At 64.2% G+C, this 19,797-nt stretch carries 22 protein-coding genes and 1 pseudogene; 7 read left to right on the top strand and 16 right to left on the bottom strand.

Annotated features, from left to right (window positions below):
* Nucleotides 1-14: 14 nt before the first annotated feature.
* The 5 genes from E5P3_RS31470 to E5P3_RS31450 form a co-directional block, all read right to left on the bottom strand.
* Entirely contained in the window at nucleotides 15-1,169 is a 1,155-nt protein-coding gene (locus E5P3_RS31470; RefSeq protein WP_162590036.1) for an acetyl-CoA acetyltransferase, read from the bottom strand.
* Nucleotides 1,166-1,567 (bottom strand): Zn-ribbon domain-containing OB-fold protein, encoded by a 402-nt coding sequence (locus tag E5P3_RS31465; RefSeq protein ID WP_232073554.1) that lies wholly within the window; start codon nucleotides 1,565-1,567, stop codon nucleotides 1,166-1,168. The genes E5P3_RS31470 and E5P3_RS31465 overlap by 4 nt, the downstream gene beginning before the upstream one ends.
* Before the next feature lie 8 nt (nucleotides 1,568-1,575).
* Complete coding sequence (locus E5P3_RS31460; RefSeq protein ID WP_162590035.1) at nucleotides 1,576-2,361, bottom strand: enoyl-CoA hydratase/isomerase family protein; 786 nt, start codon at nucleotides 2,359-2,361, stop codon at nucleotides 1,576-1,578.
* Nucleotides 2,358-2,834 (bottom strand): MaoC/PaaZ C-terminal domain-containing protein, encoded by a 477-nt coding sequence (locus tag E5P3_RS31455; RefSeq protein WP_162590034.1) that lies wholly within the window; start codon nucleotides 2,832-2,834, stop codon nucleotides 2,358-2,360. The genes E5P3_RS31460 and E5P3_RS31455 overlap by 4 nt, the downstream gene beginning before the upstream one ends.
* Before the next feature lie 115 nt (nucleotides 2,835-2,949).
* Nucleotides 2,950-3,537, bottom strand: a complete 588-nt coding sequence (locus E5P3_RS31450; RefSeq protein WP_162590033.1) for a TetR/AcrR family transcriptional regulator — start codon at nucleotides 3,535-3,537, stop codon at nucleotides 2,950-2,952.
* A gap of 309 nt (nucleotides 3,538-3,846) precedes the next feature.
* On the opposite strand from E5P3_RS31450, the gene E5P3_RS31445 reads away from it, so the two are divergent.
* On the top strand, nucleotides 3,847-4,884 hold the full coding sequence (locus E5P3_RS31445; RefSeq protein WP_232073600.1) for a branched-chain amino acid ABC transporter substrate-binding protein: 1,038 nt from the start codon (nucleotides 3,847-3,849) through the stop codon (nucleotides 4,882-4,884).
* Nucleotides 4,885-5,094: 210 nt separating this feature from the next.
* Here the strand turns inward: E5P3_RS31445 and E5P3_RS35960 are convergent, their stop codons facing one another.
* Nucleotides 5,095-5,505: a hypothetical protein gene (locus E5P3_RS35960; protein ID WP_232073552.1), complete on the bottom strand. Its 411-nt coding sequence runs from the start codon at nucleotides 5,503-5,505 to the stop codon at nucleotides 5,095-5,097.
* Here E5P3_RS35960 and E5P3_RS31440 point away from each other — a divergent pair.
* A complete protein-coding gene (locus E5P3_RS31440) occupies nucleotides 5,504-5,719 on the top strand; it encodes a hypothetical protein (protein WP_162590031.1) in 216 nt (71 codons plus the stop codon). The genes E5P3_RS35960 and E5P3_RS31440 overlap by 2 nt on opposite strands.
* Nucleotides 5,720-5,848: 129 nt before the next feature.
* On the opposite strand, the gene E5P3_RS31435 is transcribed toward E5P3_RS31440, so the two are convergent.
* Nucleotides 5,849-6,196, bottom strand: a complete 348-nt coding sequence (locus E5P3_RS31435; RefSeq protein ID WP_162590030.1) for a hypothetical protein — start codon at nucleotides 6,194-6,196, stop codon at nucleotides 5,849-5,851.
* Nucleotides 6,193-6,786 carry a hypothetical protein gene (locus tag E5P3_RS31430; protein WP_162590029.1) on the bottom strand — a complete coding sequence of 198 codons (594 nt, stop codon included), beginning with the start codon at nucleotides 6,784-6,786 and terminating at the stop codon, nucleotides 6,193-6,195. The genes E5P3_RS31435 and E5P3_RS31430 overlap by 4 nt, the downstream gene beginning before the upstream one ends.
* Before the next feature lie 381 nt (nucleotides 6,787-7,167).
* Here E5P3_RS31430 and E5P3_RS31425 point away from each other — a divergent pair, with 381 nt between their 5' ends.
* Nucleotides 7,168-7,485 (top strand): hypothetical protein, encoded by a 318-nt coding sequence (locus E5P3_RS31425; RefSeq protein WP_162590028.1) that lies wholly within the window; start codon nucleotides 7,168-7,170, stop codon nucleotides 7,483-7,485.
* Between the two features lie 145 nt (nucleotides 7,486-7,630).
* Nucleotides 7,631-7,936, top strand: a complete 306-nt coding sequence (locus E5P3_RS31420; protein ID WP_162590027.1) for a putative quinol monooxygenase — start codon at nucleotides 7,631-7,633, stop codon at nucleotides 7,934-7,936.
* Between the two features lie 195 nt (nucleotides 7,937-8,131).
* On the opposite strand, the gene E5P3_RS31415 is transcribed toward E5P3_RS31420, so the two are convergent.
* Complete coding sequence (locus E5P3_RS31415; protein ID WP_162588572.1) at nucleotides 8,132-9,580, bottom strand: IS1182 family transposase; 1,449 nt, start codon at nucleotides 9,578-9,580, stop codon at nucleotides 8,132-8,134.
* A 113-nt stretch (nucleotides 9,581-9,693) separates the two neighbouring features.
* On the opposite strand from E5P3_RS31415, the gene E5P3_RS31410 reads away from it, so the two are divergent.
* Nucleotides 9,694-10,032: a DUF2185 domain-containing protein gene (locus E5P3_RS31410; protein ID WP_162590026.1), complete on the top strand. Its 339-nt coding sequence runs from the start codon at nucleotides 9,694-9,696 to the stop codon at nucleotides 10,030-10,032.
* A gap of 174 nt (nucleotides 10,033-10,206) precedes the next feature.
* Here E5P3_RS31410 and E5P3_RS31405 read toward each other — a convergent pair whose 3' ends face one another.
* The 6 genes from E5P3_RS31405 to E5P3_RS31380 all read right to left on the bottom strand — a co-directional run bounded on the left by E5P3_RS31405 (nucleotide 10,207) and on the right by E5P3_RS31380 (nucleotide 16,195).
* On the bottom strand, nucleotides 10,207-11,655 hold the full coding sequence (locus tag E5P3_RS31405; protein WP_162588572.1) for an IS1182 family transposase: 1,449 nt from the start codon (nucleotides 11,653-11,655) through the stop codon (nucleotides 10,207-10,209).
* 203 nt (nucleotides 11,656-11,858) lie between these two features.
* Nucleotides 11,859-13,103 carry a TRAP transporter large permease gene (locus E5P3_RS31400; RefSeq protein WP_162590025.1) on the bottom strand — a complete coding sequence of 415 codons (1,245 nt, stop codon included), beginning with the start codon at nucleotides 13,101-13,103 and terminating at the stop codon, nucleotides 11,859-11,861.
* A 35-nt stretch (nucleotides 13,104-13,138) separates the two neighbouring features.
* Nucleotides 13,139-13,705, bottom strand: a complete 567-nt coding sequence (locus E5P3_RS31395) for a TRAP transporter small permease (protein ID WP_162590024.1) — start codon at nucleotides 13,703-13,705, stop codon at nucleotides 13,139-13,141.
* 8 nt (nucleotides 13,706-13,713) lie between these two features.
* Nucleotides 13,714-14,784, bottom strand: a complete 1,071-nt coding sequence (locus E5P3_RS31390; protein ID WP_162590023.1) for a TRAP transporter substrate-binding protein — start codon at nucleotides 14,782-14,784, stop codon at nucleotides 13,714-13,716.
* 43 nt (nucleotides 14,785-14,827) lie between these two features.
* Complete coding sequence (locus tag E5P3_RS31385) at nucleotides 14,828-15,757, bottom strand: dihydrodipicolinate synthase family protein (RefSeq protein ID WP_162590022.1); 930 nt, start codon at nucleotides 15,755-15,757, stop codon at nucleotides 14,828-14,830.
* 9 nt (nucleotides 15,758-15,766) lie between these two features.
* Entirely contained in the window at nucleotides 15,767-16,195 is a 429-nt protein-coding gene (locus E5P3_RS31380; RefSeq protein ID WP_162590021.1) for a cupin domain-containing protein, read from the bottom strand.
* Nucleotides 16,196-16,388: 193 nt separating this feature from the next.
* On the opposite strand from E5P3_RS31380, the gene E5P3_RS31375 reads away from it, so the two are divergent.
* Entirely contained in the window at nucleotides 16,389-17,153 is a 765-nt protein-coding gene (locus tag E5P3_RS31375; protein WP_162590020.1) for an IclR family transcriptional regulator, read from the top strand.
* 282 nt (nucleotides 17,154-17,435) lie between these two features.
* Nucleotides 17,436-18,879, top strand: a pseudogene (locus tag E5P3_RS31370) (IS1182 family transposase).
* Between the two features lie 478 nt (nucleotides 18,880-19,357).
* Here E5P3_RS31370 and E5P3_RS31365 read toward each other — a convergent pair.
* Nucleotides 19,358-19,768: an MOSC domain-containing protein gene (locus tag E5P3_RS31365; protein ID WP_332107411.1), complete on the bottom strand. Its 411-nt coding sequence runs from the start codon at nucleotides 19,766-19,768 to the stop codon at nucleotides 19,358-19,360.
* Nucleotides 19,769-19,797 lie beyond the last annotated feature (29 nt).

Raw genomic sequence — 19,797 nt, 5'->3', positions numbered from 1 at the left:
CGTGGGCGTGCTGCTCATAGCGTGCTGGCGGTGCCGAATATCGCGGTGCATTGGCTCGACATGTAGCCGCCCGGTGCGTGGGCGAGCGCGAGCTCGGCGCCCGGCACCTGGCGCGCGCCGCCCTCGCCGCGCAGCTGCACCACCGACTCGATGACGGTGTAGATGCCGAACATGCCGGGGTGGCCGAGCGACAGGCCACCGCCGCTGGTGTTCATCGGGAAGGCGCCGCCCGGCGAGGCGCGGCCACCGTCAAGGAAAGCCCCGCCCTCGCCCTTGGCGCAGAAGCCGGTGTCTTCCGCGAAGACGATCGGCATGATGGTGAAGGCGTCGTAGAACTGCACCACGTCGATATCGTTCGGCCCGATGCCGGCCTGTCCATAGGCGGTGGCCGACGACACGGCGGCCGCGGTGCGGACCAGGTCGGGCATCTGCGCAATGCTGCGGTGCGTGACGGCCTCGCCCACCCCGAGCACGTAGACCGGCGCTCGCTTCAGCCAGGCGGCACGTTCGGCCGATACGACCACCAGCGCGCCCCCGCCGTCGGTCACCAGGCAGCAGTCGCGCACGGTGAAGGGGCTGGCCATGGGGCGCGCCGCGATCACGTCGGCCACGCTCAATGCGCGGCGGTCGGGTGCTTCGGTGCCCAGCCGCGCCCAGTCGCGCGCGCTCACCGCCACCTGCGCGAGCTGCTCCCGCTTGGTGCCGAACTCGTGCATGTGACGTTGCGCGACCAACGCGTAGGCGGCGAGCGGGCCGGGATAGCCGTAGGGCGTCTCGTAGGGGTTGGCTTCGGCGTGCGTGGCGAACTGGCCGCCCGAGGACTTCTGCGTACTGCCGTAGGCGATGAGAGCGACCGAGCAAAGACCGGCGGCGATGGCTGCGCGCGCATGGTTCAGGTGGGCGAGGAAGGCACCGCCGCCGATCTGGGTGGAATCGGTGTAGCGCGGCTGCAGGCCCAGGTACTCGCACAGGCTCAGCGTGGGCATGAACAGCTGCAGGCCGGCCGCGAACACTCCATCGACATCGGCCAGCGAGAGGCCCGCATCGTCGAGCGCGCGCACCGAGGCCAGGGCCATTGCGTCGAGCGGCGACGACAGCGCGGGCATCGGCGTGAATCCGGTGCTGCCGATGCCGGCGATGGCGGCGGCGCCGCGCAGCCGGGCCGTCATGCCACGGCTCCGAAGACCACGCGGTGCGCATCGCCCCAGGGCTCGATGCGCGCGAGCACGCGCAGCCCCGTGCGCAGCGCGCCGGGCGGCGCATCGACCACGGTGGACATCATGCGAAAGCCCTCGTCGAGGTCGACCAACGCGATGTTGAAGCGCGCATCCCGGCGCTGCACCTCGGTGCAGGCGTAGACGGTGCCTGCGCCGCGGCTGGTGCGCCATTCGAGAGCATGGGGGTCGCCGCCCGGCCCCACGCCCTGCGGCGGAAACACGGCGCGGCCGGCGGCCCGGTCGAACTGGTAGGCCAGCCGGCCTTGCGCCAGCGATGCGAGGAAGATGCCGCGCGGCGACTCCCCGGTGCCGGCGTTGGCGTTTGTCGTGTCCGCGATGTCCATCATCATGTCCGCCACTAGCGCCCGATGAAGCGCGGCTTGCGCTTCTCCTGGAAGGCACGGACGCCTTCGATGCCATCGGGCCCGGCCAAGACCTCGGCCTGCGCGAGCGCCTCGAGGTCGAGCGTCTCCTCGAAGGAGCGTGCGCGCGACAGGATGCGCTTCGACGCGGCGAAGGCTGCCGTCGGGCCGTTCGCGATGTCGCGCGCCGTCTGCAGCGCGATCGCATCGAGCGCCTCGGCGGCCACGCTGCGGTTGACGAGCCCCATCGCTGCAGCTTCGCGGCCCGACAGCAGCCGGCCGAAGAAGATCAGCTCCGCCGCGTGGTGGGGTCCGATCCGCTCGCGCAGATGATGGTGGCCGCCCGAGTCGAGCACCGCGCCGATGTTGCGGAACGGGCTGCCGAGCAGCGCGTTGTCCGCCACGATCGCGAGGTCGCAGGCCAGGGCGAGTCCGAAGCCGAAGCCCAGCGCCGGGCCGTGCACCGCCGCGATCGTCGGCACAGGGCAGTCCCGCACGGCGCACAGCACCGGGTTGATCCGCTCGCGCAGGATCGCCAGGGTGTCGTCAGTGTCGGGTCGCGTGTCCTTCAGGTCACGGCCGGCGCAGAAGGCATCGCGCGTGCCGCGGACCAGCACCGCGCGAGCGCCCGCCGAGACGGCATTGCCGATGGCGGGGGCGATGGCCGCCATCTCGTCCAGGCGCAGGCTGTTCTTCGCGGCCGGACGATCGAGCGTGACGATCGCGAGCGGCAGTTCCAGTGCCAGGCGCACCACGTCGGTGGAAGCGGTGGCGGCATTCATCGCGCGGCTCCGCGGAAGGCCATCAGGATGCGCAGCTCGCTCGACATGAGCAGCAGCCCGCTCTGGTTGTGGATGTTCCACTGCAGCCGCGCCACGCCGTCGGTGCCGGGGCGCTTGACGGTCTTGTCGAGCACGGCCGCTTCGAGGTGGATGGTGTCGCCGATGAAGGCCGGGGCCGTGAAACGCAGCGCGTCCGTGCCGTAGTTGGCCACGACCGCCGGCGCCGCGGGCGGAATGCCCAGCCCGGCTGCATAGGCCAGCAGCATCAGGCCGGGCGCAATGCGCTGGCCGAAGCGCGTCTGCGCCGCGTAGTGCGCGTCGGTGTGCAGCACGTACCAGTCGCCGGTCAGCGAGCACCACTGGACGATGTCCGTTTCGGTGATCGTGCGTCCGCGCGAACGGAAGCGCGCGCCCTCCTCGATCTCGTCGAAGTGACGCTCGAGAAAGCCGCAGGTGCTGGTTGCTTCGATCATCATCGCTCTTTAATAAACCTTCCAGACGGAATATTAAAAGAAGATCGAGGCCGGGCGACAGCTAGGGCTTACCCGGACACCCGGACCAGCCCGGGCGAAGAAGCTCGCCGCGGCGCTACACGATGCCGTGCAGGCACATGTCGGTCGCCTGGTCCGCCAGCGTCTCCAGGCTCAGGCGGCCGGTGGGCTGGTACCAGGTGTAGGTCCAGTTCAGCATGCCGTACATCAGCATCGCGTGGGTGGTGGCGGCCTGGCGGTCCTTGAACTTCTGCGCGTTGATCTCGCGCAGCAGCGCGCACAGAAAACCCACCAGCTTCTGCTCGTTGGCCTTCACCTGGGCACGGACGTCGTCGGGCAGGTGGTAGACGTCCTCGATCAGCACCGTGTGCCGATCGCGCTGCTCGTAGTAGTACTTGAGGTGCGCGAGGAAAAAGTTGCGCAACCGCGCGCGCGGATCGAGGGGGGCGGACACCAGGTCCGATGCGATCGCCACCAGCGCGCCGACATGCTCGCTCAGCATCTCCGCGAGCATCGCTTCCTTCGAGGGGAAGTAGTGGTACATGCGGGACTTCGACGCGTTGCAGGCGGCCCCGATGTCGATGATGTTCGTGTTGCGAAAGCCGTTCTTGGCAAAAAGAGAAGCGGCCACGTCAAGGATCGTGGCCCGGATGTCTTCGAAGTTCTCGGATTTGGTTCTGGCCATTCGGCGTTACCCGCAAGAGAAAAAATGGTTCGTTCGCAATGCAGGCGCGCTACGGACGTTTCGTGCGACCGCCCCGTCAGCGCCGTGCGAAACAGCGAAATTTATTCCGTCCGGACGGGCTACTCTAATCCAGGCGTCGAAGCGCAGCCGCCTCCCTCGCCCGAAAAGCCATCCCATCCCCTCTCACTCGCCTCGTCCACGGAGCCGCGCATGAAACCTCAGGTCCGCCACGTCCTTGCATCGCTCGTCCTCGCCGCCACCGCGGTCCAGGCCCCAGTCCGGGCACAGACCCAGGAGACCGCGGTGCGCATCGGCATCGCCGCCCCGCTGACCGGGGCGATCGCCCACCTCGGCAAGGACATGGAAAACGGCGCGCGTCTGGCCATCGAAGATTTGAATACGCAGGGCCTCGGGATCGGCGGTCGCCGGGTGCGCTTCGAGGCCGTGGTCGAAGACGACCGGGCCGATCCTGCCACCGCGACCACGGTCGCGCAAAAGCTGGCCGACATGAAGGTCAACGGCATCGTGGGCCACCTGAACTCGGGCACGACCATCCCCGCCGCCCGGGTGTACGACGACGCCGGCATTCCTCAGGTCGCCCCGGCGGCGACGAACCCCCAGTACACCCGCGCCGGCTATCGGTTCGCGGCGCGGCTCATGGCCACCGACGTGCAGCAGGCCGACGGCATCGCCGGCTACATCGCGCGCACGCTGAAGGCGCAAACCGTCGCCGTCATCGACGACCGCACCGCCTACGGCCAGGGCCTGGCCGACCAGGTGGTGACGGACCTCGGCAAGGCGCAGGTGAAGGTGCTCAAGCGCGAGTTCGGCACCGACCGCTCGACGGACTTCACGGCCCTCCTCACCACCCTGCGCGGCCTCAAGCCGGACGTGATCGTCTATGCAGGCGCCGACGCGCAGGCCGCGCTGATCAACCGCCAGATGAAGCAGTTGGGGCTGGCGTCGATCTTCATCGCGGGCGACGGCGTATGCACCGGCGAATGGAGCAAGCTGGCGGCCGGCGCGAACGAAGGCGCCTATTGCTCGCAGGCCGGCGCGCCGCGCGAGGCGATGGCGGCATTCGCGACCTTCAACCAGCGCTACAAGGCTCGCTTCGGCACCGACGTCATCGTCTTCGCGCCCTACGCCTACGACGCGGTGATGGTGCTTGCCGAGGCGATGAAGAAAGCGGGGTCGACCGATCCGGCCGTCTATGGGCCCAGGCTCGCGGGCGTCACCCTCACCGGGTTGATCGGACCCATCGCATTCGACCAGCGGGGCGACAACCTGCGCGGCACAGTTACGATGTACGTGGTACGTGGCGGGAAGCTGACTGTTGCGCCGTAGCCCGTTGCCATCGAGATGCGGAACCTCGGAGATCAGTGCGTTGAAGTTGCTGTTCGTCGCACCCTCGGTACGCAGGCGCTTGTGATCGAGCTCCGGGCAGGCCTGCCACCAGCCGAACTCCGCCGATGACCTCGTCCGCCAGCAGCGGTGGGAAAGAAGGCGCAACCGGCCGCAAGGGCGGCTCAATCGCGCCGCCAACGGGCGCGTACATCATGGGAACCATGCCGCCACTCCGTAGGCCCCCCTCGCTCGTCGGCCATGAGCGAAAGGTTTTTCAAAGTACCGGTCGCCTTTGCCGATCAGCTCCGAAAAAGCGCTTAGCACAAGGACCCGCCGGACGGAGTCGGGCCCGCTCATTCCTGCTTCCTCCCAGCGCTGGTCGAACACCGGCCAGTTGTCCCTTATCCCGACCAGCTCGTCGTCGTTGGCTCCTGCGGAGCCCCGGGCGCCCGAAGCGTCCGACGCGGTGTCGAATCGCTCCACTTCGAGGAAGCCATACCCTTCGCTCTCGAAGTAGCGCGCCGGCGCCGCCGGCATTCCAGACTCGCCCGAGGAGCGCAGCGCAAGTCCCTCACGCGGAGCTGGTAAGAGCCCGAGGCCGCGCCGGTACGATCGGCGCATGACAAACTCCCTCGACCTCTTCGCCCGCTCCCCTGCCCTGCTACGCATGCCCTCATGGCTGGGCCCGGATGTGCATGAGGAGATGGACCTCACGTTCGAACCGGGGGACTACAAGATCACCCCTGGCGATCGGTGGACCGTCGTGCTGCTCAAGACAGGCGAGACGGTGTACTCGGGGATCGGGCCTGTTGAGATCCTGCGATCGCCGCACTGATGCCTGAGGCCGCTCGCCACCGAAGGAACATGCCCATGGGTGATCACATCACCGTTTGACGCGCTTTCGGACCGTACAGGCGAACGAAACGCGTGAGAGACAGACGGCGCTCGAGGCGGCTCCCACTCGCTACGAACGCGCCAGGTTCAGGGAGATGCCAATCCCTTCGTTCTTCAGGGCCGCAAGCACCATTTCATCGGGAGCCGTCGACGGCTTGCGCGGCAGCCGCACGACAAGCTCATCGCCCTTGAGCTCGGCCTCGAGAAGGCACTGCCCGACGGCGGTATAGGAGCCGCCCGCGCGCACTGCTTCGGCGCGCGCCACCAGGCGTTGGCCTGGCTGCTCCAGATGGGCGTCGATCTTCTTCAGCATTTCCCGATTCATCGGATGCGGCGGCCATCGCGCGAGGTAGTCCCGTACCTGCGCTAAGAACGCGAGCGTTTCTGCGTGTCGTTCGTCACTGGAGAACTCCATCATGCGGCCCTTTCCTCCCAGGGGTGCATCAATGGCATCCCGTTGCCGCCGAAGGTTTTCGCGCTGCGCTTCACGACCGCTTCGCGAAGAGCCGCGCCGCGTTGTGCGTGTCCCATGGCACGTCCTTTGGACGCCGTGAAGAGGCGGCGCAGCGCCGCGGCGCCCCGCGTCTCGATGATGTCCCTGTCCACGGCAGCTCCTCTTTCGATCAGATCCGCGGATGTTAGTAGTGCATTGTCATCGTGAGAATCGGTGAGGGCGTGGCGCATCTCTAACGCATTGCCTTGAGGCGGCCGACCACTTCCGCCACTTTGAGCGGCGGCCGCTCGCGCGGCAAGCGGGCGAACGACCTGGAAGCTCCAGACGAGCGGCTCGGTATCTGCCTCTGACGCGGTGCTGTAGGCGAGGCCCTCGTCGTCGATGACGATCTCCGCATCGTGGATGTACAGCGTCGCTCCGTCGTCGAGGTCCACGTAGGGCTTCAGCAGCGCTTCCGGTGTGTGGTCCAGCATCTTGCTCACGACCCGGTGCCCGTTGCAGTGAGTCGTGCCGGCGGCCTCCAGCGCCTTGAAAAGGGTGGTCCTGAAACTCATGACGAGATTGTCCGCTCCGGCCGGGACTGAATTGCCTCCGGGTAAAATAGCGCCGATGTCCAACACACAGCTCACCCCAGGATGGCCTTCGCTACGTCAAGAAGGCGCAAGGCTCCATCATCACGACGCCGCGCGCCGAAGCCATGATGTCGTGCTTCAAGTGCGGGAAGTTCGCGCTCCGTATGGAGATGGCCACCCGGCGTTTTCTCGGAAAGAACCATCTCGTCTGCGCGCCGAAGTGCGGATCAACGGCGCCGTGACCCGGCGTCCTCCGTCTCTATAGCCACTGAGTGTGGGAGGCGTGCCACAGACGCACGCTTTGTGGCTCAGTGTGCGAAAGTTCGCAGCGATTCTGCGCCGCAGATCCCACAATTTCTGCCCATGAACTACCGCCGTTTGCCGCTCTGGTATCGCCACGCCTGGTGGCTACCTGGCACCGTCACCGCCCTGGCGGTGCGCTTGGCAGCTGCGACGCAAAAGCCAGCCGAACACGGCGTTATGCTGTTCGTGGCGATCTTGTGCGCGCTGCCCTGGTCTCTGGCACTTCTTCTCCTGGACTTGGGACAAGGTTTCGCCGAGCGCGGCGCAGTGATCGTGTCCCTCGGGTTGGCCGCGAACACGGCGCTGGTATGGGGCACGACCGCCCTCCTTCGGGCTCGTTTGCGCCGCCGGCTGGGACTCGGTCTAGTCGGCGCATAGCATCGGACGCGGCCCATTCTTGCAGGCTGCGGCGGCATGCGGCCAGGAGCGGTCCTCCGCGGAGGTTTGCTGCGGCAGCGTTCGTTTGGAACCGAGCGAAATTTTCGGCACACTGGCGCTCTTCCTTCAAACGGGGGTAGGTGTCATGGCAAAGCTGGCCGTCATCGGAACAATCGAGGTTCAACCAGGTGCTAGGGCAGATGTACTGCGCGCTGTCCTTGCTCACCGGGACCGCTGCTTGAAGGACGAACCGGGAACCCTCCAGTTTGAAGTTCTAGTGCCGTCTGAGTACTCTGCGAAGCTCATGCTCTACGAGCTCTACGCTGACAATGCCGCCTTTTCAGCCCACATGCACGGCGCGAGCATGGCCAAGGTGCGTGAGGAGGTCGGAGCCAAAGTCGTAGGTCTTACGGGCATCCGTTGCACGCCGGGGACGGAGTTTTCTGGGTGAAGGCGCGGTGTCCAGAACTAAGGCAGCATGCGGCCGAGGTCGTGTGCAAACGGCTCTTGACTCGCGAGTATGCCGGCCATGCGGCGCTGTGGTCGTCATCGGCGCCACGGAGTCATCGAGTGGTCCCGTCGCACAGACAGCGGTTTGCCTCGGGGCAGAGTCGCTGCGCAAACTGCGAAGGGCACTTGAAGAGGCTCACGCCCCCACCAGCCTGACCGCCTTCATCGTTCTGGCAATACCCAGGATCGCGATCACCCGCTTCAGGTTGTATGCCAGCACGTGCAGACTCATCTCAGTGTTCACGTGCTCCAGCTTCTTCGTCAGGAAGTGCGTCCAGCCCATCCAGTGCTTGAGTGTTCCGAACACGTGCTCCACGGTGCACCTTCTCAGCGTCATCGCGACAGGCTTGCGGTCCAGGCGTTGCTGGACGCGCTCAAGCACCTCTTCGTGCTCCCAGCGACGGATGCGGCGATAGTCGCCGGTCGTACACTGCTTTTTCAATGGGCATGAGGGACAGGCACTGGTCCAATAGAGACGCGCTTGGAGGCCATTTCGCTCGAGCGTGCTGAACCTGTAGATGGCCCGTTCGCCCGCAGGGCACTGATACTCGTCGGCCTTCGCGATGTAGATGAAGTCGCTCTTGTCGAAGCGGCCTTCGGCCTTGGCGCCCGAGGTCATCGGCTTTGGCACGTAGGTCGTGATGCCTGCGTCCTCGCAGGCCTTGAGCTCCGTGCCGTTGAAGTAGCCGCGGTCGGCAAGGGCCTGTAGCCTGGTCTTGCCCATCGCCTCGCGTGCAGCCTTGGCCATGTTGCTGAGCTGCGCGCGGTCGTTGCCCTCGTTGGTGACCTCGTGCGCCACTATCAGGTGGTGCCTGGCGTCGACCGCCGCCTGAACGTTGTAGCCCACCAGGCCGGAGCCCTTGGCTTGCGAGTTCATCGAACGCGCATCAGGATCGGTGAGCGAGCGTTGCCCATCAGGCTCCTTCTTCAATTCTTCCTTGGTGCGATCGAGCTGCTTCATCTGCTCGCGCAGCTTCTTGATCTTCTCCGTCAACCGCTCGGTCTTGGCCTCTACCTCCGCCGGCTGCGTGCGGTCGGCTGTCTCCAGTGCATCGAGGTAGCGCTGGATGCTCTGCTCGATCTGCCGCTGACGCGCGTCGATCTTGCCCGCGGTGAAGTTGCGATCGCGGCTGTTGACCGCTTTGAACTTGCTGCCGTCGATGGCCACGATGGCATGAGAGAACAACTTGAGGTCGCGGCACAGACCGACGAAGCGGCGGCAAACGTTGCGAATACCGGTTCCGTTATCGTGGCGGAAGTCGGCGATGGTCTTGAAGTCCGGGGCGAGCCGGCCGGTGAGCCACATCAGCTCGACGTTGCGCTGCGCCTCGCGCTCCAGGCGCCGGCTCGATTGGATACGGTTCAGGTAGCCGTAGATGTAGAGCTTCAGCAGGACCGAGGGGTGGTACGAAGGTCGGCCGGTGGCTGCCGGATCGACGCCTTCAAAACCCAGTGCATGCAGATCCAGTTCCTCGACGAAGGCATCGACAACCCGCACCGGGTTGTCTTCGCCTATATAGTCGTCAAGGCACTCTGGCAGCAGAGTGACCTGCTGTCGATCCTCGCCTTCGATGAATCGCTTCATGTGGCTGCCCTTCAGTAGCGTTGCCACAATCTAGGCGAGCACCGTCACCTATTCAACCCGTTTTCACACAGGCTCGGCCATGAGCAGACCTTCGGCATGAGGACACGAAGAAGATGAATGCGAGCACAACGAAGAGCTTCAGAATAAAGAGCGAAGACCTCAAGCCGCTCGTCGAGTCGGTCGGCTGGTGCTTGGCGACGGACCGAATCATGGTCGATGGACTCCCCATCGGATACATGCACAGGGAGGCACCCGTTGCAGGCGGGGACAGCGGCTGGCGCTTCTTTGCTGGCGACGAAGATGATGCTTACATGGCGAGGGATGGCAACCACGGGGTCTATGACCTGAACACGGTCGCCAACTATGACCCCGCCGTCATCCCCTACCTAGCGGCCGCGCCGGGCAGCCGCTTTGACAAGGCTGACGATGGCGCCTACGTCCGACTCGAGTAGCGCCGCATTCGGCCGAGGTCGTGTGCAAACGGCTCTTGACTCGCGAGTATGCCGGCCATGCGGCGCTGTGGTCGTCATCGGCGCCACGGAGTCATCGAGTGGTCCCGTCGCACAGACAGCGGTTTGCCTCGGGGCAGAGTCGCTGCGCAAACTGCGAAGGGCACTTGAAGAGGCTCACGCCCCCACCAGCCTGACCGCCTTCATCGTTCTGGCAATACCCAGGATCGCGATCACCCGCTTCAGGTTGTATGCCAGCACGTGCAGACTCATCTCAGTGTTCACGTGCTCCAGCTTCTTCGTCAGGAAGTGCGTCCAGCCCATCCAGTGCTTGAGTGTTCCGAACACGTGCTCCACGGTGCACCTTCTCAGCGTCATCGCGACAGGCTTGCGGTCCAGGCGTTGCTGGACGCGCTCAAGCACCTCTTCGTGCTCCCAGCGACGGATGCGGCGATAGTCGCCGGTCGTACACTGCTTTTTCAATGGGCATGAGGGACAGGCACTGGTCCAATAGAGACGCGCTTGGAGGCCATTTCGCTCGAGCGTGCTGAACCTGTAGATGGCCCGTTCGCCCGCAGGGCACTGATACTCGTCGGCCTTCGCGATGTAGATGAAGTCGCTCTTGTCGAAGCGGCCTTCGGCCTTGGCGCCCGAGGTCATCGGCTTTGGCACGTAGGTCGTGATGCCTGCGTCCTCGCAGGCCTTGAGCTCCGTGCCGTTGAAGTAGCCGCGGTCGGCAAGGGCCTGTAGCCTGGTCTTGCCCATCGCCTCGCGTGCAGCCTTGGCCATGTTGCTGAGCTGCGCGCGGTCGTTGCCCTCGTTGGTGACCTCGTGCGCCACTATCAGGTGGTGCCTGGCGTCGACCGCCGCCTGAACGTTGTAGCCCACCAGGCCGGAGCCCTTGGCTTGCGAGTTCATCGAACGCGCATCAGGATCGGTGAGCGAGCGTTGCCCATCAGGCTCCTTCTTCAATTCTTCCTTGGTGCGATCGAGCTGCTTCATCTGCTCGCGCAGCTTCTTGATCTTCTCCGTCAACCGCTCGGTCTTGGCCTCTACCTCCGCCGGCTGCGTGCGGTCGGCTGTCTCCAGTGCATCGAGGTAGCGCTGGATGCTCTGCTCGATCTGCCGCTGACGCGCGTCGATCTTGCCCGCGGTGAAGTTGCGATCGCGGCTGTTGACCGCTTTGAACTTGCTGCCGTCGATGGCCACGATGGCATGAGAGAACAACTTGAGGTCGCGGCACAGACCGACGAAGCGGCGGCAAACGTTGCGAATACCGGTTCCGTTATCGTGGCGGAAGTCGGCGATGGTCTTGAAGTCCGGGGCGAGCCGGCCGGTGAGCCACATCAGCTCGACGTTGCGCTGCGCCTCGCGCTCCAGGCGCCGGCTCGATTGGATACGGTTCAGGTAGCCGTAGATGTAGAGCTTCAGCAGGACCGAGGGGTGGTACGAAGGTCGGCCGGTGGCTGCCGGATCGACGCCTTCAAAACCCAGTGCATGCAGATCCAGTTCCTCGACGAAGGCATCGACAACCCGCACCGGGTTGTCTTCGCCTATATAGTCGTCAAGGCACTCTGGCAGCAGAGTGACCTGCTGTCGATCCTCGCCTTCGATGAATCGCTTCATGTGGCTGCCCTTCAGTAGCGTTGCCACAATCTAGGCGAGCACCGTCACCTATTCAACCCGTTTTCACACAGGCTCGGCCAGAAGCCGACCTTTGACCCGGGCTCTCAATGCAAGGAATTTGATGCCGTTCAATTTGGGTGAGCGCTACGTGCAGGCTCCATTCGCGAGATTGCGCCGTCTTCCCTTTGGCTGGCGTTCAGGCATCACCGGAACCAGATCACCGTGGCCGGAACGGCCGCCACCACCGCGCACATCGCGATCAGGGCGACGAATGCAGGCACGGCTCTCCACCCGACACGCATGAAAGGCTCGCCCGTCACGGCGGCGGCCGCGAACAGGTTCATGCCGATCGGAGGATGGATGAGGCCCGCAGACAGGACGCAGACCACGAACACGCCGAAATGCACGTCGTCGAAGCCGAGCTGCTTGGACACCGGCAGCAGCACGGGCATGATGACCAGCACCGCTGCGATCGGCTCAAGAATGCAACCGACGATCACGAGGAGCGCGAGGATGAGCGCGACCGAGCCGGCGAAACCGGCATTGAAGCTGGAGAACCATTGCACCATCGCCTCGGGCACGTGCAGCACCGCCAGCGCCTCGCCGAACAGGACCGAGAAGGCGATGACAGGAATCAGTGCGCCGGAAATCTTGGAAGAAACCGCCAGGATGTTCGAGAGGTCCCGCACGCGAATGGAGCGCTGCAGCACGACTTCGACGAACAACACGTAGGCTACCGCAACCGCGGCGGCTTCGGTGGGCGTGAAGAGGCCGCCATAGATCCCTCCGATGATGAGCACCGGTGCGCCGATGCCGTACTTCGCCCGCCACGTCGCCTCGACCGCCTTGCGCAAAGAGAACGGTGCGCGATCCGCCGGCGCCCAGGTCGTGCCGACGCAGATGAGATAGTGCGTGAGGCAGAGCGCGGCGGCGAACATGACGCCGGGCACCACCCCGCCGATGAACAGGTCACCGACCGAGGTGGACGTCGCGATGCCGTAGACGATGAAGATGATGCTCGGTGGAACGATGGGGCCGAGCACGCCGCCGGAAGCGGCCAGCGACGCGGCATAGCTGGGGTCGTAGCCGCGGCGCTTCAGCGCGGGCGTCATGATCTTGCCGATCGTCGCGGTATCCGCGGTGGCCGAGCCGCTGGTTCCGGAAATCAGGAAGCAGCTGAAGATGGTGGTCATGCCCAGGCCGCCCGGAATCCATCCGACCAGGGACTCGCCCAGGTTGACGAGATCTTCCGCCATCCGTCCGCGGGTCATCAGCTCGCCCACGAGAATGAACAGGGGAAGGGAAAGCAATGCCCAACTGTCCACCGCGCCGAACAGGGTGGAACCCAGCGTGTCCAGGGTATAGACCCCTCCAGCCAGGATGAATGCCATGGCGCCGAGCGCCAGCACTGCGAACAGCGGAAGGCCGATCGCGAAGTGCGCCAGCATGGCACCGCCTATGAGCCACATTTGAATCGACGACATCATTCGCCCTCCCGGATTCCTACCTGCATGCCGCCGCGCCTGTATCGACGCGCCATTCGCTGTGCGAGCCGGATGATCATCAGGCCCCAGCCGATGGGAATCGCCGCGGTAGCAAAGGCCATGTTCAGCGGCAGCGCCTGCATCTTGAAGCCCGCGGAAACTTGCGTCGCGACGACTTCGAACGAGTAGTAGCAGACCGCCGCCGCCACGATGACGCACAGCGCATCGATATACGTCTCGAGGGCCAGCCTGGCCCGACCCCGCAGGCGCGTCGGAAAGTAGTCGACCCGGATATGGCTGTCGTGGCGGATGGCCTCCGCCGCGGCCAGGTAGGCGAAGTAGACGTGCGTGTAGCGCGCAGTCATCTCTCCCCAAGTGGTCGAGTAGCTGACCAAGTACCGCATGACGACTTCCAAGAAGATGATCAGGAAGAAGTAGGCGTAGCTTCCGACGATGATCCATTCGACGAGCGACGCGTCGGACCGCGGCAGGATCTTCGGCCCTGTCGAATCAGTTGCCCGGGGCATTGCGGCGCCGCCGATGCCTGTTTGAGGTGTGGTGTTCATCGCGAGTGCTACGCCGCGGCCGGCTTGAGGCGGAGAAGTTGCTCGAGCGCTGCCTGACCGAGGGCCTGTTTGAGACCGGCGTAATCCTTGCGTTCATGTCCGACGCCGGCCTTCCACGCCGCCCTTTCGTCCGGCGTCAGCATCACGACGTCGATGCCGCGCTCCTTCCACAGCCGCATCATCGCGTCGTCGGCCTTGCGCTGCTCCTGCTTCTGGAGCTCCCAGCTTTCGCGTCCCGCCCGGAAGATCGCGTCCTTGACATCCGTCGGCAGTGCGTCGAACCACTTCTTGTTCAGGACCGTGATGTGCGCATTGAAGTTCAAGTCATAGAAGGTCGCTGCGCCAAGTGCTTCGTGGATCTTCGTTGCCGTGATCGGCCCCACGCCGACGCTCAGCGCATCGACAGCACCCTGCGCCAGCGCCTGGTATGCCTCGCCCCAGGCGACGGATACGGGATTGGCCGTCGTCAATCGAAACATCACCTCTTCGGCGCGCGTGCCGTTGGTTCGCACCTTCATGCCCTTGAGGTCACCGGGGAGCCGCACGGTGCGGCCCAGCTTCCTGCTGACACCGAAGACGCGGAAACCGGTGTTCGCCCACATTCCTGGCACGACCTGGAATCCCTGCTTTGCCGGCCGCGTGACGAACTCCGTGTTCATGAACTCATCCTTCTCGATCGTCCGCTCGAACTGATCGTTCGAGTCGAACAGGCACGGAAGATCGAGGATCTCGAAGACTTCCGAGAACCGCGCGAAGTTCTGGGTCGAGACCTGGCAACCCTGGATGGAGCCGCCGACGACTTTCTGCGGAAGGACGGTCTGCGGGCCCAGGCTTCCTGCCTCGTGAATGTCGACCAGCAGCTTGCCGCCCGAGTACTTCTCCGCGAGCTCCTTGAAGGAGTCCAGGCCGGTCGCGACGTAGCCCTTCGTCGAGGAACCGAAGGTATGGCCGAAGACGAGGCGGTGGGCCGGCGCTGCCGCCCTGGCCGGCATCGTGAGCATCGGGCAGGCGACGAATGCCGCTCCGATCGAAACCGTCCGCCGGAGAAAGGTCCCTCGGGACATGGATCCAGCAATCATTCTTGACTCCTTCAAACGTGATGAACCTGTGGGCACGGCGCGGCTAGTGGAGCAGCCCCAGCGTCTCGAGAATCGTGCGCAGCCGTGTCTTCTGCGCCGGCAACAGGGCAGCGTATGGCGCGCGGGGCGGGCCCAGGTCGATATCGCTCCATTCTGAGAGCGCCTTGATCGCCTGCGGCACGCCGTACGCCTTGAAAAAAAGGAACAGGGGCAGCAGAGTTTCGTACTCGGCGGATGCCTCCGCGGACCAAGGGTCGGTTTCAAGCAGATCAACCAGGCTGACCAATCGTGGCGCGATGAGCGGATGCGTCATCACTTCCCAGCCATCCGCGCCCATCCGATAGCCATCCAAGACCTGGAAGTGAAAACCGCAGAACAGCCGGAAACGATCACCGCAGAGCGCCCGGATGTCCCGCAGCCGCGTGACATCGCCCGAGGCTTCTTTCACCGAGGTGATGGCGGCGATGTCCTCCATGGCGGCGATTGTCCCGGGCATGAAATCAAATCGCGTAGGCAGCGGCAGGTTGTACAGGCGGATGGGCACAGGCACTGCCGCCGCGACAGCCTCGTAGTGCTTCCTCGCAGCCTCGAAGCTCACCGGGTAGTACTGCTGCATCTCCAGCATGAGGCTTGTTGCGCCGGCGTCCTGTGCGCGCTTGGCGTGGTCGATTGCCTGGCGCGTCGACAAGGCGCCGATGCCGATGTTCAGGCCAATGCGCCCTGCCACTGTCTTGCCCACCACGTCCATCACCCTGAACCGCTCCGCATCGCTGAGGTAAGGACCTTCGCAGGTACTGGCGACGCAGGTGACGCCAGCCACTCCCGTTCGCATGACGGCTGCCGTGTAGTCCGCAAGCACGTCGACGCACAGATTGCCCGCGGCATCGAAGGGTGTGGCCAGGTAGCTGTAGAGGCCGCCCTCGCGACGTTGCCGCGAGTGACTGCGCGAGCGAGATTCTTCGCTGCGATTCATGGCAGATCTTCAGCCCAGCCGTGCTGGGTCAGGCGGGAACTTGTCCGCATCTGAGCCGAGAACGACCGTCTCGCCTGTTTCGGCGAAGGTCCGGTTCACGTTCGCACTTCCGTAGATCACCATGGCGACCGCCGGTTCTTCGCCAATGGCGCTGAACTCGTGCACCACGCCGGCCGAGATGAAGGTGGAGTCGTAAGGACCGCAATCGTGCGGAACGCCGTTCAGCACGATTCTCAGGCGGCCCTCCAGGACTGTCACCTGCTCCTCTGCATTGTGGGAGTGCGCAGGCACGACGCCGCCGGCCGGCAAGCGGGTGATGCCCGAGTGGATGTTCACCGCGCCCTGCTTCTTGGTGGCGATCGGATAGTTGACGATGCCCTGTCCACGCGAAACAGGAGGAAGGTTGTCAAAGAGAAGGTGGTGGATCTCGACAGTCATGCGCATTGAACGAATGGATGGTGGGTGGGATGCCGCCGGTAGCAGCAGCGCTCTGGCCAATTCAATGTAGTTGTCGACAACGAAGATGAATGCTAGGGTTTCTCGGTAATCTCGATATAGAGGTCTCAAAAATGAGAACTTCGGGTCCTTCCCATACGCTTGCGGTCGATGCCACTTATCGGAAGGCCGTCTCATGAGCGGCGGCAGCCTGCGTGCGCTGGACGTGATCGAAGCGATAGCGAAGTCGCCGCTCCCCCTGGGGTTGAACACGATCATCGCGTCGACCGGCATGTCGAAAGCGACGGCTTACCGGCTGCTCGACGAGTTGTGCGAGGCCGGCGTTCTGCTCAGAGAGCCCAAAGGCGCCGGCTTCTCGACCGGCCCGCGCCTCAATGCGATATCGCTGAACCTGATGTCCAACGGTTCGTTCCGGGCGACGCGTCACGCAATCTTGCGCACGCTTGTCTCGCAGATCGGCGAGACCTGCAACTTCACGACCTTTCACAACGGCGCCGTGCTTTACGTCGACCGGGTAGAGTCGGAATGGCCGCTGAGGCTTCATCTGCAGCCGGGTTCCGTGACGCCCCTGTTCTGCACCTCCAGCGGCAAGCTGTACCTCAGCCAGATGCCCGCCCTGCAGCGCAGGCGCCTGTTGACTGCTGCGCCCATTCCGCGCTTCACACCAAAGACGATTACGGACCCGACGAAGCTGGAGGCCGAACTCCAGAAGATCCGCAGGTCGCGGGTGTCGACCGACGATGAAGGCTATCTGGCAGGCCTCATCTCGCTCGCCGTGCCAGTCTATGGCTTGAACGGCAGCGTCATGGGAGCGGTGGCCGTCCACGCTCCCATGGCGCGACTCAGCCTTGATCGATGTTTGGCCTATCTCCCGCAGGTCCGGCGCGCGGCAGCCGATCTCGGCGAAGCCTATCGGCGCATTGCGGCGCGGGTTACGTGATGTTCGCCGCGAGGAGGCCTTCGCTTACGCCAGAGCCAGTAGGGCTCAGATGGCTCGTCAACGGCCACTACAGAAGAAGGGTGTCTCAGGCATGAAGTAGCGCGCTCATGTTGAAGCAGCTTGGAGTCGAGGGGTTGACCAGGGGTCGCTTTCCGCACATTCGCACCTCCAGCCTGAACGGCCGCTTTGGAGCGGTCGCGTACAGCCGCTATGGGCCGAGGCTGTGTGAAAACGTCGATCCGTCGTCTATATTGAGTCAACCCGTTTTGAGCGAGGTGGCCCATGAAGCGATTCATCGAAGGCGCGGACCGACAGCAGGTCACGCTGATGCCAGAGTGTCTCGATGACTATGTTGGTGAAGACAACCCGGTGCGCATCGTCGATGCCTTCGTGAACGAATTGGATCTGCAAACACTCGGCTTCGACGGTGCAGATCCCGCAACGACCGGACGCCCGTCCTACCACCCGGCGGTGCTTCTCAAGCTCTACATCTACGGATACCTCAACCGCATCCAGTCCAGCCGACGCCTGGAGCGTGAAGCGCAACGCAACGTCGAACTGATGTGGCTTACAGGCCGGCTCGCACCGGACTTCAAGACCATTGCCGACTTCAGGCGCAGCAATGGCGCTGGGATCCGCAACGTTTGCCGACGCTTCATCGTTCTGTGCCGCCAGCTCAAGCTCTTCTCCCAAGGCGTCGTGGCCATCGACGGTAGCAAGTTCAAGGCGGTGAACAGTCGAGACCGAAACTTCTCGCCTGGGAAGATCGACGCGCGCAAGGAACAGATCGAGCAAAGCATTCAGCGCTACCTGGATGCCTTGGAGACGGCGGACCGGACGCAACCTGCCGAGTTGGGAGCAAAGGCAGAACGGCTGCAGGAGAAGATCAGCAAACTGCGCGAGCAAATGCGGCAACTGGACGAGACCAAGGAGCAGCTGAAGAGCGAACCGGGCCAACAGCGCTCGCTGACGGATCCCGACGCCCGCTCGATGCTCCAGCAAGGCAAGAGCACAGGCTTAGTGGGCTACAACGTCCAGACAGCTGTGGACCGCAAGCACCACCTGATCGTTGCGCACGAAGTGACGAACGTCGGCAATGACCGAGCCCAGCTAAGCAAGATGGCGCTGGCCGCGCGCGAAGCGATGGGCAGGAGCAAGGTGCAGGCGTTCGCCGACCGTGGCTACTTCAGCGGCACGGAACTCAAGGCCTGCGAGGACGCCGGCATCACGACCTTCGTGCCCAAGCCGATGACATCGAATGCCAAGGCTGAGGGGCGCTTCGACAAGACCGACTTCATCTATATCGCCAGCGCTGACGAGTACCAGTGCCCAGCAGGGGAGCGGGCAATCTATCGGTACAGCACGCTTGAGAAGAGCGGTCTCAAGGCTGGCGTTTACTGGACCAGTGCGTGCCCACGCTGCGCGATGAAAATGCACAACTGGCGACTACCGCCGCATTCGTCGCTGGGAACATGAGGAAGTGCTGGAACGCGTTCAACGACGGCTGGATCGCAAGCTCGATGCGATGACACTTCGACGATCCACCATCGAACATGTGTTCGGAACGCTGAAGTACTGGATGGGTTCGACGCATTTCTTGATGAAGACCATGGAGCACGTCGGCACCGAGATGAGTCTTCACGTGTTGGCTTACAACCTGAAGCGGGTGATGAGTGTGCTGGGTATTGCCAGAACGATGAAGGCGATGCGGCTGGCGGGGGCATGAGCCCCGGTGTGTCTTCGTGCGCGTACACAACGGACGTCACGAGGCCTGGAATACGGGTTCTGACGCACCAGAACACTGGGTGAACTCGGTAGACGAACCGCCCGGCGTGACAACGCTGCGCGTTTCTACACAGCCTCGGCCCTAACCGGCTGTACAGATTTCTCCGGAGCGGCTGTTCGTTCGTGCTCCCGGGAGACGTGAAATGTGGTCGACTAGACAGAGCACGGCTCTACGGACCTCCCGTGCCCTCCTTTTCGCCCTGAATCGCCGGAGGACAGAGCTTTCTTGTCCTCGGGGCAACTCCCCAGGAGATCTCCCGCTCGAACCGGGACTTGCCTCGCCCAACGACTGGATCAGCTGCATCTGCGACATCGCCATGGGCGGCTCCTATTCCATTGCTAAAGGTTGTGAAGGCTGGCGGCGCAACGGTGTCCGGTACGTGTCGTCTTCGGCGCGCTAAGCCGCCCTCGACCCGAACTCACGGCTCAGCAGCAAGCCGGCAGATCACTTGGTCGCCGACGCGCAACGTTCCGCCTTGTAGCACCCGCGCCGTAAACCCTCCATGCCCTCGCATCAGGTTGTAGCCGCCCGGCCCGAGCACCTCCTCCATCCGAGAACACGGCTCGCAAGGTCCAGTGATCTCCAGGCGGATCTCGTCCCCAATCGCCACTTCGAGAGGCTGATCCCGAAAGAGGGAACGTGCTGCCGTCAAGTTCAGACCCGAAATCACCAAGTTGCGTCGAAGCAAGGCCGGGTCCAGCTGAGGCAGTTCCGCAAGCGCGGCCACGACCGGCAGATGCTCGGCTTGGATCAGAGTGATCTGCCGGCGGCCACCAGCGCGGCCGCTGGAGCTGTGGTCTCCTTCGAGCCCTTGATCGACGAGGGCCATGACTTGGCCCACCGAAATTGTCGGAGCGC

The organism is Variovorax sp. RA8, assembly GCF_901827175.1.
GTDB lineage: Bacteria > Pseudomonadota > Gammaproteobacteria > Burkholderiales > Burkholderiaceae_C > Variovorax.
This window is presented reverse-complemented; position numbering and strand designations above follow the sequence as displayed.